Here is a 13370-nt window from a genome sequence, read left to right on the forward strand (position 1 = left end):
CACAGGCAAAAAAAAATCCCGACCTTACGATCGGGATTCCAGTATCTTCACTCTTAATGGTTAAGGAAGAATCGACGGTTGATCCGCCCCTTCTTTCTCGACCTTCTGCTGCAGCATGTGCTCACGCTTCATACCCAGCTTCAGCGCCAGCGCCGATGCCACGTAGATAGAAGATGCGGTACCGATGGAAACACCGATCAGCATCGTCAGCGAGAAGCCTTCCAGTACCGGACCACCGAACAGGAACAGCATCAGAATAACCATCAACGTTGTACCGGACGTAATCAACGTACGGTGCAGCGTTTGAGTCAGTGACACGTTAAAGATTTCGTAAGGCGTACCGCGACGAATTTTGCGGAAGTTTTCACGAATACGGTCAGATACAACGATACTATCGTTCAGCGAGTAACCGATTACCGACATCAGTGATGCGACGATAGTCAGGTCAATCTCGATATGGAACAACGACAGGATCCCAAGTGTGATAATCACGTCGTGCGCCAGAGCGATAACCACCCCCGCCGCCAGTCGCCACTCAAAGCGGAAACCGACGTACACCAGGATGGAGATCAGCGCCGCCATCAGCGCCATCGCACCGGTTTGCGCCAGATCAGCCCCCACGCTCGGACCCACGAATTCAATTCGCTTCACCGCGGCGTTTTGGTTGGTGGATTCGTTAATCACACTCAACACTTTGCTGCCCAGCACCTGACCGCCGTCTGCACCTTCAGTTGGCGGCATACGTACCATAATGTCGTGGCTGCTGCCGAAGTTCTGCAGAAGCGGATCAACGAAGCCCGCTTTCTCCAGCGCATCGCGCATCACGTCCATATCGGCCGGTTTTTCCAGCGTGATTTCAATAACCGTACCACCGGTAAAATCGAGCCCCCAGTTAAACCCGCGTACGCCCATCACCACGATGGCCGCAATCAGCAGGAAACCTGAAATGCCGAAAGCCCAGTAGTCCCAGCGCATAAAGTCCCAGACTTTACGGCCGTGGTTTAATTGTTCAACAGTATATTCCTGTGCCACTTCGCACTCCTCAGATTGACAGCTTTTTGACGCGCTTGCCGCCATACAACAGGTTTACGATGGCACGTGTACCGACAATCGCGGTAAACATCGACGTCGCCACACCAATACCGGTAGTAATCGCGAACCCTTTAATTGCCCCGGTGCCAACTGCGTACAGGATGATGACCTTGATCAGCGTCGTAATGTTCGCATCAAAGATGGAGCTAAATGCGCCCGCATAACCTTCGTTGATGGCCTGCTGCACCGAACGCCCGTTACTCAACTCTTCTTTGATACGTTCGTTGATCAGTACGTTCGCATCGACCGCGACGGCAAGGGTTAAGACAATCCCCGCAATCCCCGGCATACTTAGCGTAGCGCCCGGCAGCAACGACATAATACCGACAATCAATACCAGGTTAGCAATCAGCGCACTGGTCGCAATCAGACCGAACTTCTTATAGAAGAAGATCATGAACAGGATAGACACCACCAGACCGGCCAGACACGCTTCCAGACCCTGTTTAATGTTCTGCATACCCAGGGTTGGGCCGATGGTACGTTCTTCCACAATCTGAATCGGCGCAATCAACGCACCGGCACGTAACAGCAGAGAAAGCTGACGCGCTTCGTTCGGGTTGTTGATACCGGTGATACGGAAGCTGTTACCCAGGCGAGACTGGATATTGGCAATGTTAATCACCTCTTCCTGTTTCACCAGTACTGCACGACCGTTAGCATCTTTCTTACCGCTGTCTTTGTACTCCACGAACAGGGTCGCCATCGGCTTACCGATGTTGTCTTTGGTGAAGTTGGACATGATGTTACCACCCGCGCTATCCAGCGAGATGTTAACCTGCGGCTGATTATATTCGTCCTGGCTGGAAGTGGAATCGGTGATATGGTCACCGGTCAGGATCACGCGCTTGTACAGCACAACAGGCTGACCTTCACGAGACTGTTTCACTTCCGAATCACCCGGAACACGACCCGATGCTGCAGCGGACTGGTCAACGTTGGTGTTTACCAGACGGAACTCCAGCGTCGCGGTTGCGCCCAGAATTTCTTTCGCACGCGCGGTATCCTGAATACCCGGCAGTTCGACCACGATGCGGTCAGCACCTTGACGTTGTACCACCGGCTCAGCAACACCCAGTTGGTTAACACGATTACGCAGAATGTTGATGTTCTGCTGTACCGCGTACTCACGGGCTTCGCTCAGGCGCGCATCGGTCATTACAGCACGCAGTGCATTGCTGCCCTGGCTGGAAATAACCAGATCCTGGTGACGTTTGCTCAAGTAAGAGATAGCTTCATCACGGGCGCTGCTATCACGGAAAGTGATGCTCAGACCGTAGTTATCTTCTTTGCGAACGGTAGTATAAGGAATGCCTTTTTCACGCAGATCGCTGCGCAGGCTATCAATATTTTGTTCCTGCAACTTACTCAGCGCGGTATCCATATCCACTTCCATCAGGAAGTGAACACCGCCACGCAGGTCAAGGCCGAGTTTCATCGGTTCTGCATGAATGGCAGCCAGCCAGCGCGGGGTTGCCGGAGCAAGGTTAAGCGCCACGACGTACTGATCGCCCAGTACGCCCATTAATACTTCACGTGCGCGCAGTTGGGTATCAGTGGAGTCGAAGCGCGCGAGAATAGCACCCTCTTCCAGAGCCACAGACTTAGGTGTGATTTTATCTTCTTGTAACGTTTTCTGGACCTGGATCAGCGTTTGCTCACTGGCGGCGGCACCGCGCACGCCAGTGATTTGAACAGCCGGATCCTCACCATACAGGTTGGGAAGCGCATAGAGCAGACCGACGACAATCACGACGATCAGCATGACATACTTCCACAAAGGATAACGGTTTAACACGGCAGTTCCCTTTGGGAAAACAATAAATTACAGCGCCTTCATGGTGCCTTTCGGCAGAACGGCAGCTACGAAATCACGTTTAATAACCACTTCAGTGGTGTCGTTCAGCGCGATAGCGATGTAGCCAGATTCTGCTACTTTGGTCACGCGACCCACCAGACCACCGTTAGTCAGCACTTCATCGCCTTTCGCAATGGAGTTCATCAGATTTTTGTGTTCTTTGGTACGCTTTTGCTGCGGGCGCAGGATCATGAAGTAGAAAATCAGACCAAACACCACCAGCATCAGAATCAGAGACATCGGGCTGCCCTGCGCCGGAGCACCTGTTGCCGCTACCGCATCAGAAATAAAAAAGCTCATTCAAATTCCCTCATTATTAAAATTAATCAACGTTCACAGGTGGAACTGGTCTACCCTGACGTTGGTAAAAATCGGTCACGAAGCTCTCTAATTTACCCTCTTCAATAGCCTTGCGTAAACCCGCCATCAAACGCTGGTAGTAGCGAAGGTTATGAATCGTGTTGAGACGCGCGCCCAATATTTCGTTGCAACGGTCGAGATGATGCAAGTAAGCGCGCGAATAATTGCGACAGGTGTAGCAATCACACTCAGCATCGAGCGGACTGGTGTCGCTTTTATGTTTCGCGTTACGAATTTTTACCACGCCGTCAGTCACAAACAAATGACCATTACGGGCATTTCGCGTTGGCATCACACAGTCAAACATATCGATACCGCGACGCACGCCTTCAACCAGATCTTCTGGTTTACCGACGCCCATCAGGTAACGCGGTTTATCTGCCGGAATCTGCGGGCAAACATGTTCCAGAATGCGGTGCATATCTTCCTTCGGCTCACCGACAGCCAAACCGCCGACAGCGTAGCCATCAAAGCCGATATCTACCAGACCTTTGACGGAGATATCACGTAAATCTTCGTAAACACTGCCCTGAATGATGCCAAAAAGCGCATTTTTGTTGCCGAGGCTATCAAAACGGTCACGGCTGCGCTTCGCCCAACGCAGAGACATCTCCATCGAGCGTTTAGCATAGTCCCAGTCGGCCGGATACGGTGTACATTCGTCGAAGATCATCACGATATCGGAACCGAGATCGTATTGAATCTCCATCGACTTCTCGGGATCGAGGAAAATCGGATCGCCGTTGATCGGGTTACGGAAATGCACGCCTTGTTCGGTTATCTTCCGGATATCGCCCAGGCTGAACACCTGGAAGCCGCCGGAATCGGTGAGGATCGGCCCTTTCCACTGCATAAAATCGTGCAGATCGCCGTGCAGTTTCATGATTTCCTGCCCCGGGCGCAGCCACAGGTGGAAAGTGTTGCCGAGGATGATCTGTGCGCCGGTCGCTTCAACTTCTTCCGGCGTCATGCCTTTTACTGTGCCGTAAGTACCGACCGGCATAAAAGCAGGCGTTTCTACTACGCCACGATCAAAAACCAGGCGGCCGCGGCGAGCGCGACCGTCTGTGGTATCCAGTTCAAATTTCATCTTCACTCCTGCGTCAGAAAAACAGTCCGACGTTTTAAACACTCATGCCGGAAACTTATTCCCCGACACGCTCAGAAATAGCCTGCGGATTGTACGTGATAAACATCGCATCCCCGTAACTAAAAAAGCGATATTCCGCTTTTACCGCTTCATGATAGGCATGCATGGTGTTTTTATAACCAGCAAATGCGGAAACCAGCATAATCAATGTCGATTCCGGCAGGTGGAAGTTGGTGACCAGAGCATCAATCACCTGATATTTATAGCCTGGATAAATAAAGATTTGTGTATCGCCGAAGAACGGCTCGATTAGATCGTTTTTGGCCGCCTGCGCCGCACTTTCCAGTGAACGTACGGAGGTGGTGCCCACCGCAATCACGCGGTTACCGCGCGCTTTCGCCGCCAGCACCGCATCCACCACATCCTGCGGCACTTCCGCATATTCGGAGTGCATAATGTGGTCTTCAATAGTGTCTACGCGCACCGGCTGGAAAGTACCCGCTCCAACGTGCAGGGTGACGAACGCCATTTCAATGCCTTTATCGCGCAGTTTAGCCAGCAGCGGATCGTCAAAATGCAGACCCGCGGTCGGCGCAGCGACGGCACCCGGTTTTTCGCTGTACACGGTCTGGTACAGCTCGCGGTCGGCGTCTTCATCCGGACGGTCGATATACGGCGGCAACGGCATATGGCCAATCGCGTTGAGGATATCCAGCACGCTGCGTTCGTCGTTAAACTCAACTTCAAACAGCGCGTCATGGCGCGCCACCATCGTTGCTTTAATGCTTTCGTCATCGCCCAGCAGCAGCTCGGCGCCCGGTTTCGGCGCTTTCGAGGCACGAATATGCGCCAGAATACGTTTGTCATCCAGCATACGCTCGACCAGCACTTCAATTTTACCGCCGCTGGCTTTACGACCAAACAGACGCGCAGGAATGACGCGGGTGTTGTTAAAGACCAGCAAATCGCCAGGGTTGAGCTTATCGAGCAAATCGGTGAAAGTACCGTGCGTCAGCGCGCCCGTCGGCCCGTCCAAAGACAGCAAGCGACAGCTACTGCGCTCAGCTTGCGGATAGTGGGCAATCAGGGATTCGGGTAGTTCAAAGGTGAAATCGGTAACGCGCATGACACTGACTCAGACTAAAATAAGAGGCGGGTAGTCTAGTGCCGGGGCGTTCTCCCTGCAACCTTTACCCCTCTGGATAAACATTTAACTATGAATTTTCTTGCACATTTGCATCTCGCTCACCTTGCCGACAGTTCGCTTTCCGGCAATCTGCTGGCCGATTTTGTCCGGGGTAATCCGGAAACGCACTACTCGCCTGATGTGGTAGAAGGCATCTTCATGCATCGTCGTATCGACGTGATGACAGATAACCTGCCGCAGGTGCGTGAAGCCAAAGAATGGTTTCGTAGCGAAACGCGCCGCGTCGCGCCGATTACGCTGGATGTCATGTGGGATCATTTTCTGTCGCGCCACTGGTCGGAGATCTCCCCTGACTTCCCGCTGACGGACTTTGTGCGCTATGCCCGTACCCAGGTAACCACTATTTTGCCGGAATCGCCGCCACGCTTTATCAATCTGAATAACTATATATGGTCAGAGAAATGGCTTGAGCGCTACCGGGACATGGATTTTATCCAGAACGTCCTGAACGGCATGGCCAGCCGCCGTCCACGGCTCGATGCCCTACGCGACTCATGGTATGACCTCAATACGCATTACGATGCGTTAGAAGAACGATTCTGGCAGTTTTATCCGCAAATGATGGACCAGGCGCGGCGTAAAACCCTTTGATTGCAACCCGCATTCCCCGCCGGATAAGCCGTAGCCGTCATCCGGCAAAAGATTGATAGACAAAACCTGTCTCATTGATTGCCAGCGCCTCTTTGTCTTATTCACGAACACTCTCTATACTGGCCCGCGTTGCGTTCCAAAAACCCCTTAACATTGCAGGAGAATTATATGGTACTGGTAACTCGTCAGGCTCCGGATTTCACAGCAGCTGCGGTACTGGGTAGCGGTGAGATCGTTGAAAACTTCAACTTCAAACAGCATACCAACGGTAAAACTACCGTTCTGTTCTTCTGGCCGATGGACTTCACCTTCGTTTGCCCGTCTGAACTGATCGCATTCGACAAACGTTACGAAGAATTCCAGAAGCGCGGCGTTGAAGTTGTTGGCGTTTCCTTCGACTCTGAATTTGTCCACAACGCATGGCGTAACACCCCTGTCGACAAAGGCGGCATCGGTGCAGTGAAATACGCAATGGTTGCTGACATCAAACGCGAAATCCAGAAAGCCTACGGCATCGAGCACCCGGAAGCTGGCGTTGCTCTGCGCGGTTCTTTCCTGATCGACGCTAACGGCGTTGTTCGCCACCAGGTGGTTAACGATCTGCCGCTGGGCCGCAACATCGACGAAATGCTGCGCATGGTTGACGCGCTGCAGTTCCACGAAGAGCACGGCGACGTATGCCCGGCACAGTGGGAAAAAGGTAAAGAAGGTATGAACGCGTCTCCGGACGGCGTAGCAAAATACCTGACCGAGAACGTTTCCAGCCTGTAATTGGCATGAATCGACAAAAGGCCCGCTAGTGCGGGCCTTTTTTATTGTTCGTAGGTCAGGTCGGCAATTGCGTCACTCTCTGTAAGTATCACCCGCGACAATACACTTATCCAAACCACAATTAAAACGCGAAGCAGGAACAGCCAAGCGCGCCCCAGAAAGCCCGGTCATCTGACACCGGAATGCCTGATTGACGCGCAATATCATGCTGATGACCGTGTACGCCACAGCTACCACAGCACTGATGCATCTGCACCATTGCGCCAATTTTTGCCGCAGCAGGCGGCGCTGAGCGATAGTGCCCCGGCACCTTCACCACCGGCGACCAGTCCGGCACAACCGGGATGGCTGGTGGTGCCAGCGGGGTGAAATGCCCTGCCGCATACACGACTTTGCCATCGACAATGGTCATCACTGACTCAATGCCTTTGATCTCTTCTTCCGCCACGTTGAAGTAATCTTTAGACAGCACCACCAGGTCGGCCAGTTGATCTTTCTCGATTCGCCCTTTCTTACCCTGCTCGCTGGAGAACCAGGCGCTGCCAGCGGTCCACAGTTCCAGCGCCACGTCACGCGGCAAGCGGTTGTTATCATCGTACATCGCCATACCGCCAACGGTGCGGCCCGAAACCAGCCAATAGAGCGCGGTCCACGGGTTGTAGCTGGCCACACGGGTGGCGTCAGTCCCCAGCCCGACCGGAACTTCAGCCGCCAGCATTTTCGCCACCGGCGGCGTGTGTTTGACCGCATCTTTGCCATAACGATCGACAAAATATTCGCCCTGGAACGCCATTCGGTGCTGAACAGCAATCCCGCCGCCCAGCGCTTTAACGCGCTCGATATTCCGTTCAGTAATGGTTTCGGCATGATCGAAGAACCAGTGCAGGCCATTGAACGGGATATCACGATTCACCTTCTCAAACACGTCCAACATGCGGCTGATAGATTCATCGTAGGTGGCGTGCAGGCGGAACGGCCAGCGGTGCTCCACCAGGTGTCGCACCACGCGCTCCAGCTCATCTTCCATACCCTCCGGCAAGTCCGGGCGCGGCTGGAGAAAATCTTCAAAATCCGCTGCCGAAAAAACCAGCATTTCCCCGGCCCCATTGGCGCGATAGAAGTCGGTCCCCTGCCCCGGTTTGAGCATATCGGTCCAACGTTCAAAGTCTTCCAGTTCCTGTTTTGGACGCTGGGTAAACAGGTTGTAGGCAATACGCACCGTCATCTGCTTGTTGGCGTGTAACTGCTCAATGATCTCGTAATCTTCCGGATAGTTCTGGAAGCCGCCGCCCGCATCGATGGCACTGGTCAGTCCCAGACGGTTCAGTTCACGCATAAACTGGCGGGTCGAGTTAACCTGCATTTCCAGCGGCAGTTTTGGTCCTTTTGCCAGCGTCGAATAAAGGATCATGGCGTTTGGTTTAGCGATCAACATCCCGGTCGGGTTGCCGTTGCTATCACGCACAATCTCACCGCCCGCCGGATCCGGCGTCGCTTTGGTGTAGCCAACGGCTTTCAGCGCAGCGCGGTTCAGCAAAGCCCGGTCGTAGAGATGCAGAACAAAAACCGGGGTATCCGGAGCAGCTTCATTCAGTTCTTCCAGGGTTGGCATGCGACGTTCGGCAAACTGGAATTCGCTCCAGCCGCCCACCACGCGTACCCATTGCGGCGACGGCGTTCTGTCCGCCTGGTCTTTGAGCATACGTAGGGCGTCCGCCAGCGACGGCACGCCTTCCCAACGTAATTCCAGGTTGTAATTCAGTCCACCACGAATAAGGTGCAAGTGAGAATCGTTCAGACCCGGGATCACCGTATGTCCTTGCAGATCGACAACCTGCGTCCCTTCGGCAGCAAAGCTCATTACCCGCTCGTGGCTACCGGTCGCCAGGATCTTTCCGTTGGCAATCGCCACCGCCTCGACCTGCGGGCGTTGCCTATCGAGAGTATGAATTTTTCCGTGAGTCAGAATCAGTGTGGCAGTTTGAGACATAACAATCTCCTGAGATACCGGTCAGGCTTTTTTCAGCCATCTGGCAAACAGACGGGTTACGATGGGCATCCAGAACCAGACCACCAGCGCAACCACACAGGCATCATTGATGAGATGCAGGAGTAACGAGCCCTTCATTGCAGGCAGCACAATGCCGGTCAACCACGGCACCAGATTGGTGCTAGGAAATATCACCAGCAGGGTTATCAGAAACTGTTTCCAGCGTTTGGGCTGGCGTACATGTGGCGCTGGCGGCGTAAACCAGAATGCCGCTTCGGTACGAATTTCGGTTTTATCACCTTCCGCCAGCAGTGGGACGATCTCTTCCACCAACACGCGGCGTGTATCAGACTGGGTCCAGTTATACAGATGCTCAAGCGTGTCGAAGCGAATAATGATATTCCACAAGTTGTCGCCATCCGCAGGGCGAATCACGTTCGCCCCGAGATGACCGGGAAACTCGGCCGCCACCGGCATAATTTTCCCCAGCCATTGCTCATACCGCTGCGCCTGCTCAGGCAGCAGGGTGTGGGTAATCACCAACGTCACATGTTTGTTCTGCGCCATGAAGAGTTCCTTGTTGAGAGGAAACAGGCCGCTTAGGCCAGGAAAGCAATACACAAAATCATTCATGGTGTATCGAGGCGGCAAGGTTGTGGATCCCCGGGAGCTTTCATAAGTGAGTGACCGGGGTACGCAAGCGAAGCCAACAAAGATGCAACATGAAGGATGACGTGTATTTAGGCTTTACGTTCTGGCGCGCCATGCACCATGGTATAGGCATAATCCACGCCCATACCGTAGGCGCCGCTGTGCTCGCGTACCAGATCCATGACGGCGTCGTAGGTTTCTTTGCGAGACCAGTCGCGCTGGTACTCAAGAAGAACCTGTTGCCAGGTTACGGGTACGGCACCAGCCTGTACCATGCGGTCGATAGAGCGCTCATGGGCATCCACGGACGTGCCACCGGAAGTGTCGGTCACCACATATACTTCATAACCCGCTTCCAGCGCCATCAGTGCCGGGAAAGTCAGGCAGACTTCGGTCCACAGCGCGGAGATAATCAGTTTTTTACGCCCAGTCGCTTCCACGGCCTTCACAAACGCCGCATCTTCCCAGGAGTTCATCGAGGTGCGTTCAATGGGTTTTACATCAGGATGAACCGCTAACAATTCTGGCCAGATATATCCGCTAAAACTTTTCGTTTCAACAGAAGTATAAATCACCGGAACATTGAATATTTTCCCGGCTTTCGCTAATGCCACGGTATTATTTTTTAAAGTCTGGCGATCGATATTCGCTACACCAAATGACATTTGCGGCTGATGATCAATAAAAATAAGCGTAGAGTTTTGAGGGTCAATCAGTTCCCGAATAGACATATCACACCTTCTTAATCAATAAGTTAAAAGGCAACGGTCTGTATCTGCCGTCAGCAGCAGGATCCTGAATCAGAAAGCTTGTTGAGTATAGCGGGAAATTTCTAACGAGTTATTAAAGAAAACTTACCATACTGTGAAACTATTAATTCTGTGTTGAGATATATCCTAAACAACATCAAAAAAATGCGCATGATTCATCTAATTTATTCACTGGCATTGTTTTTCTTCATTCGGTACAACAGAAGGGTTTAATTTTCAGGATCTTTTCTGCTTATGCGCATTAATCTGGATGTTTTGCTTATTCTCGACGCACTCGACAAACAGGGTTCATTTGCCGCGGCGGCCGAATCGCTGTTTAAAACGCCTGCGGCACTCAGCTATATGATTCAAAAGCTGGAAAGCGACCTGAATATCGAGTTGCTTGACCGTTCCGGACACCGGGCTAAATTTACCGACACCGGACAGATGATGCTGGAAAAGGGACGTTTATTGCTAAGTGCGGCAAAAGATCTCGAAAAACAGGCGGTACAGCTGAGTTCAGGCTGGGAAAAAGAGCTGGCGATTGCGCTGGACGACTCCTTTCCTTTCGCCTCGCTGTTACCCATTATCGATGAATTTCACGCGCTGAATAAGCAAACCCGCCTCAGTTTTACCCATCATACGCTGGCGGGTTCCTGGGAGGAGCTGACTCATAATGGAGCAGATATTATTCTGGGGGCGATTAATGAACCACCAACGTCAGCGGCCTGGTCCTACAAAATGCTCGGTACATTGGACAATGTATTTGTCGTGGCACCAGAGCATCCGCTGGCCGCAGCACCTGATGGCCTGACCAACGAGCAGTTGTGCCTGCATCGGGCGATTGTTATCAGCGACAGCGCCCGCTTCTGCCATCCGTTACAAACCAATCTGATGGAGGAGCAGGCGCAGATCCGTGTCGATGACTTCCACAGTAAAGTGATGCTACTGCGAGCCGGCATGGGCTGCGGATTTCTCCCCCGTCATATTGCCAGCCCGTGGCTTGCTACGGGCGAGCTGGTGGAAAAAACGGTTATCTCATTTCGCCAAAAAGACGTGGCCTATATGGCATGGCGCAATAACCGTGATGGGCTGGCGCAGCGCTGGTGGCGAGACGCGCTGCTGGCAAGCCCGGCGATTGCGCACTTATATCAATGACCTGACCATACAGAGGCGGAAATCGCCGGCAACGTCAGGATATCGTCGGCAAGCACACCTTTGCCCTCTTTGTGCTGCCAATGACTCACGCTCAGTAATGGCGAGGCTGGCAGGACCACTTCACAAGCCTGGCCACGGTTAATCGCCACTAACACGCGCTGGCGGTTTAGCACCCGTACAAACACCACCACGTTATCCTCGGCGTAAATCACCTGACAACCACCGTGGCGTAGCGCCTGGCTCTGGTGGCGTAATTTTGCCAGCCGCTGGTACAACGCCAGCAGGTTAGCGTCCTGTTTTTCAGGCTGCCATGGGAAAGGTTTGCGGCAAAACGGATCATTGTTGCCATCCAGCCCCACTTCGTCGCCGTAGTAAATACAGGGCACGCCAGGCCAGGTAAATAGCCACACCACCGCCAGCGGTAAACGTGCGACGTCTTTACCGAGCAGAGACTTAAAGCGAGCGGTATCGTGGCTGTCGAGCTGGTTAAACATGCGCAATTGCTGCTGATGCGACAACCCCGCGCGGTAGTTATCCATCCACGCCATACAGGTCTGGGCGTCAATGGATTGTGGGTCGTATGAAATATCGGTATTAGCGAGGAATCCCCAGAGAGGGAAAGTAAAGCCGCGATAGTTCATGGCGGCATCTTCCGCGTCGGCCTGCAACCACTGGCGCGCATCGCCAAAATGTTCACCCACCACATACGCCTCTGGCTGGGTTTCTTTAGCCGCCTGCGTAATGCCGGCCACGTGTTGTAGGTTGTTACGCGCGCCTCCTGCCTCTCCCAGCATGTGCACCACATCAAGACGCCAGCCGTCCATACTCCACGGCGCTTTCAGCCAGTGACGGACGATACTGTCTTCGCCGCGATAAATTTCATTTACCAGGCTTTCCGAAGAGAAGTCCAGCTTGGGCAGGCTGGAATACCCCAGCCAGTCGAGCGCAACGCCGTCGGCTGAGAAATGATACCAGTCGCGCCAGGGGGATTCTGGGTTATGGCACGCCCCATCCGTTCCCCTACTATGCCGGTCAAACCAGGCGTGCGAATCGCCGCTATGGTTAAAAACACCGTCCAGAATCAAGCGCATGCCCTGCTGTTGGGTGTTGTGCCGCAGGCGCAGCAGCGCCGTGTCGCCGCCAAATTGCGGATCAACATGACGGTAATCTTCGGTATCGTATTTATGCACGCTCGGCGCGGTAAACACAGGATTCAGGTACAGCGCCGTGACCCCTAACGTTTTCAGGTACGGTAGCTTTTCGCTGATGCCGTCCAAATCACCGCCATAGAACGTGGAGCCACCGGCCTGAGCCGTAAGCGGTTCGTCCCATTCGCGCCGCACGATGTCGTGCCCGGCCGCGTGATGGTAATAGACGTTATCCTGGCCCGCTTCACGCGACTGGCTGCGGGCAAAACGGTCCGGGAAAATTTGGTAAAAGACCTGGTCAGCGACCCACTGCGGACCGTTATCCGGCACATCGACGGCAAACTGCTCCAGACGCGCAGGCGGAAAACGGCTGAATCCCTGTGGGGTGAACCACAACTGACGATCGAGCCAAAGTAATTTAAAGCTATAGCGTCGACGAGGCTGCCCGCTGGAGAGATCGATCGCCGCTCGCCACGCGGTCACACCCGGCTGCGGCTGGCTGCGCTGCTTGTGCATAGCTAGCGAAATCTCTTCGTTATCGTTTTCTGCGCGTAGCGTCACCCGCTGGGGTGGATTTTCCCCCGCCAGCCATAATGTAATCGTCAGTTGATCTTTGTTTTGCTTAACAAATGGGGCAACCGGAAGGTGCCAGGCGTTCAACATCACGTATCCCCTTTGATGATAATGACGTCACCTTGCCATAGC

General features: G+C 53.4%; 12 protein-coding genes. 3 read left to right on the top strand and 9 right to left on the bottom strand.

The window, feature by feature from the left end:
* Nucleotides 1-60: 60 nt before the first annotated feature.
* Genes secF through queA form a run of 5 tightly spaced genes read right to left on the bottom strand, consistent with a single transcriptional unit; the run spans nucleotide 61 to nucleotide 5526 of the window.
* Nucleotides 61-1032, bottom strand: a complete 972-nt coding sequence (gene secF / locus OGV71_RS10465) for a protein translocase subunit SecF (protein ID WP_003021550.1) — start codon at nucleotides 1030-1032, stop codon at nucleotides 61-63.
* A gap of 10 nt (nucleotides 1033-1042) precedes the next feature.
* Nucleotides 1043-2890, bottom strand: a complete 1848-nt coding sequence (secD, locus tag OGV71_RS10470; protein ID WP_003021547.1) for a protein translocase subunit SecD — start codon at nucleotides 2888-2890, stop codon at nucleotides 1043-1045.
* 27 nt (nucleotides 2891-2917) lie between these two features.
* Nucleotides 2918-3250 carry a preprotein translocase subunit YajC gene (gene yajC / locus OGV71_RS10475; protein WP_003021544.1) on the bottom strand — a complete coding sequence of 111 codons (333 nt, stop codon included), beginning with the start codon at nucleotides 3248-3250 and terminating at the stop codon, nucleotides 2918-2920.
* A 22-nt stretch (nucleotides 3251-3272) separates the two neighbouring features.
* Nucleotides 3273-4400 carry a tRNA guanosine(34) transglycosylase Tgt gene (tgt, locus tag OGV71_RS10480; RefSeq protein ID WP_003021535.1) on the bottom strand — a complete coding sequence of 376 codons (1128 nt, stop codon included), beginning with the start codon at nucleotides 4398-4400 and terminating at the stop codon, nucleotides 3273-3275.
* Nucleotides 4401-4455: 55 nt separating this feature from the next.
* Complete coding sequence (gene queA / locus OGV71_RS10485) at nucleotides 4456-5526, bottom strand: tRNA preQ1(34) S-adenosylmethionine ribosyltransferase-isomerase QueA (RefSeq protein ID WP_003021529.1); 1071 nt, start codon at nucleotides 5524-5526, stop codon at nucleotides 4456-4458.
* Nucleotides 5527-5616: 90 nt separating this feature from the next.
* On the opposite strand from queA, the gene acpH reads away from it, so the two are divergent.
* Together acpH and OGV71_RS10495 are read left to right on the top strand one after the other, a co-directional pair.
* Nucleotides 5617-6198, top strand: coding sequence for an ACP phosphodiesterase (gene acpH / locus OGV71_RS10490; protein WP_016149694.1), 582 nt, complete (start codon nucleotides 5617-5619; stop codon nucleotides 6196-6198).
* A gap of 168 nt (nucleotides 6199-6366) precedes the next feature.
* Nucleotides 6367-6969, top strand: a complete 603-nt coding sequence (locus tag OGV71_RS10495; protein WP_003021524.1) for a peroxiredoxin — start codon at nucleotides 6367-6369, stop codon at nucleotides 6967-6969.
* A gap of 121 nt (nucleotides 6970-7090) precedes the next feature.
* On the opposite strand, the gene OGV71_RS10500 is transcribed toward OGV71_RS10495, so the two are convergent.
* From OGV71_RS10500 to OGV71_RS10510, 3 genes are all read right to left on the bottom strand, one after another.
* Nucleotides 7091-8959 carry an amidohydrolase gene (locus OGV71_RS10500; RefSeq protein WP_003021520.1) on the bottom strand — a complete coding sequence of 623 codons (1869 nt, stop codon included), beginning with the start codon at nucleotides 8957-8959 and terminating at the stop codon, nucleotides 7091-7093.
* A 21-nt stretch (nucleotides 8960-8980) separates the two neighbouring features.
* Nucleotides 8981-9526 (bottom strand): antibiotic biosynthesis monooxygenase, encoded by a 546-nt coding sequence (locus OGV71_RS10505; RefSeq protein WP_204583983.1) that lies wholly within the window; start codon nucleotides 9524-9526, stop codon nucleotides 8981-8983.
* Between the two features lie 173 nt (nucleotides 9527-9699).
* Nucleotides 9700-10341 carry a hydrolase gene (locus tag OGV71_RS10510; RefSeq protein WP_003021513.1) on the bottom strand — a complete coding sequence of 214 codons (642 nt, stop codon included), beginning with the start codon at nucleotides 10339-10341 and terminating at the stop codon, nucleotides 9700-9702.
* Nucleotides 10342-10614: 273 nt separating this feature from the next.
* Between OGV71_RS10510 and OGV71_RS10515 the strand changes: the two genes are divergently transcribed.
* Nucleotides 10615-11517, top strand: coding sequence for a LysR family transcriptional regulator (locus tag OGV71_RS10515; RefSeq protein ID WP_003835993.1), 903 nt, complete (start codon nucleotides 10615-10617; stop codon nucleotides 11515-11517).
* Here OGV71_RS10515 and malZ read toward each other — a convergent pair.
* Entirely contained in the window at nucleotides 11511-13328 is a 1818-nt protein-coding gene (malZ, locus tag OGV71_RS10520; protein ID WP_032941218.1) for a maltodextrin glucosidase, read from the bottom strand. The two genes, OGV71_RS10515 and malZ, sit on opposite strands and share 7 nt — an antisense overlap.
* Nucleotides 13329-13370 lie beyond the last annotated feature (42 nt).

Origin of the sequence: Citrobacter sp. Cf088 (genome assembly GCF_030334295.1) — a bacterium.
Taxonomy (GTDB): Bacteria; Pseudomonadota; Gammaproteobacteria; order Enterobacterales; family Enterobacteriaceae; genus Citrobacter; species Citrobacter freundii.

Bases quoted from the DNA above. Each gene is read 5' to 3' on its own strand.
- queA (WP_003021529.1), bottom strand. From the start codon at position 5,526: ATGCGCGTTACCGATTTCACCTTTGAACTACCCGAATCCCTGATTGCC.
- OGV71_RS10510 (WP_003021513.1), bottom strand. From the start codon at position 10,341: ATGTCTATTCGGGAACTGATTGACCCTCAAAACTCTACGCTTATTTTT.
- acpH (WP_016149694.1), top strand. From the start codon at position 5,617: ATGAATTTTCTTGCACATTTGCATCTCGCTCACCTTGCCGACAGTTCG.
- OGV71_RS10495 (WP_003021524.1), top strand. From the start codon at position 6,367: ATGGTACTGGTAACTCGTCAGGCTCCGGATTTCACAGCAGCTGCGGTA.
- malZ (WP_032941218.1), bottom strand. From the start codon at position 13,328: ATGTTGAACGCCTGGCACCTTCCGGTTGCCCCATTTGTTAAGCAAAAC.
- OGV71_RS10515 (WP_003835993.1), top strand. From the start codon at position 10,615: ATGCGCATTAATCTGGATGTTTTGCTTATTCTCGACGCACTCGACAAA.
- OGV71_RS10505 (WP_204583983.1), bottom strand. From the start codon at position 9,526: ATGGCGCAGAACAAACATGTGACGTTGGTGATTACCCACACCCTGCTG.
- OGV71_RS10500 (WP_003021520.1), bottom strand. From the start codon at position 8,959: ATGTCTCAAACTGCCACACTGATTCTGACTCACGGAAAAATTCATACT.
- tgt (WP_003021535.1), bottom strand. From the start codon at position 4,400: ATGAAATTTGAACTGGATACCACAGACGGTCGCGCTCGCCGCGGCCGC.
- yajC (WP_003021544.1), bottom strand. From the start codon at position 3,250: ATGAGCTTTTTTATTTCTGATGCGGTAGCGGCAACAGGTGCTCCGGCG.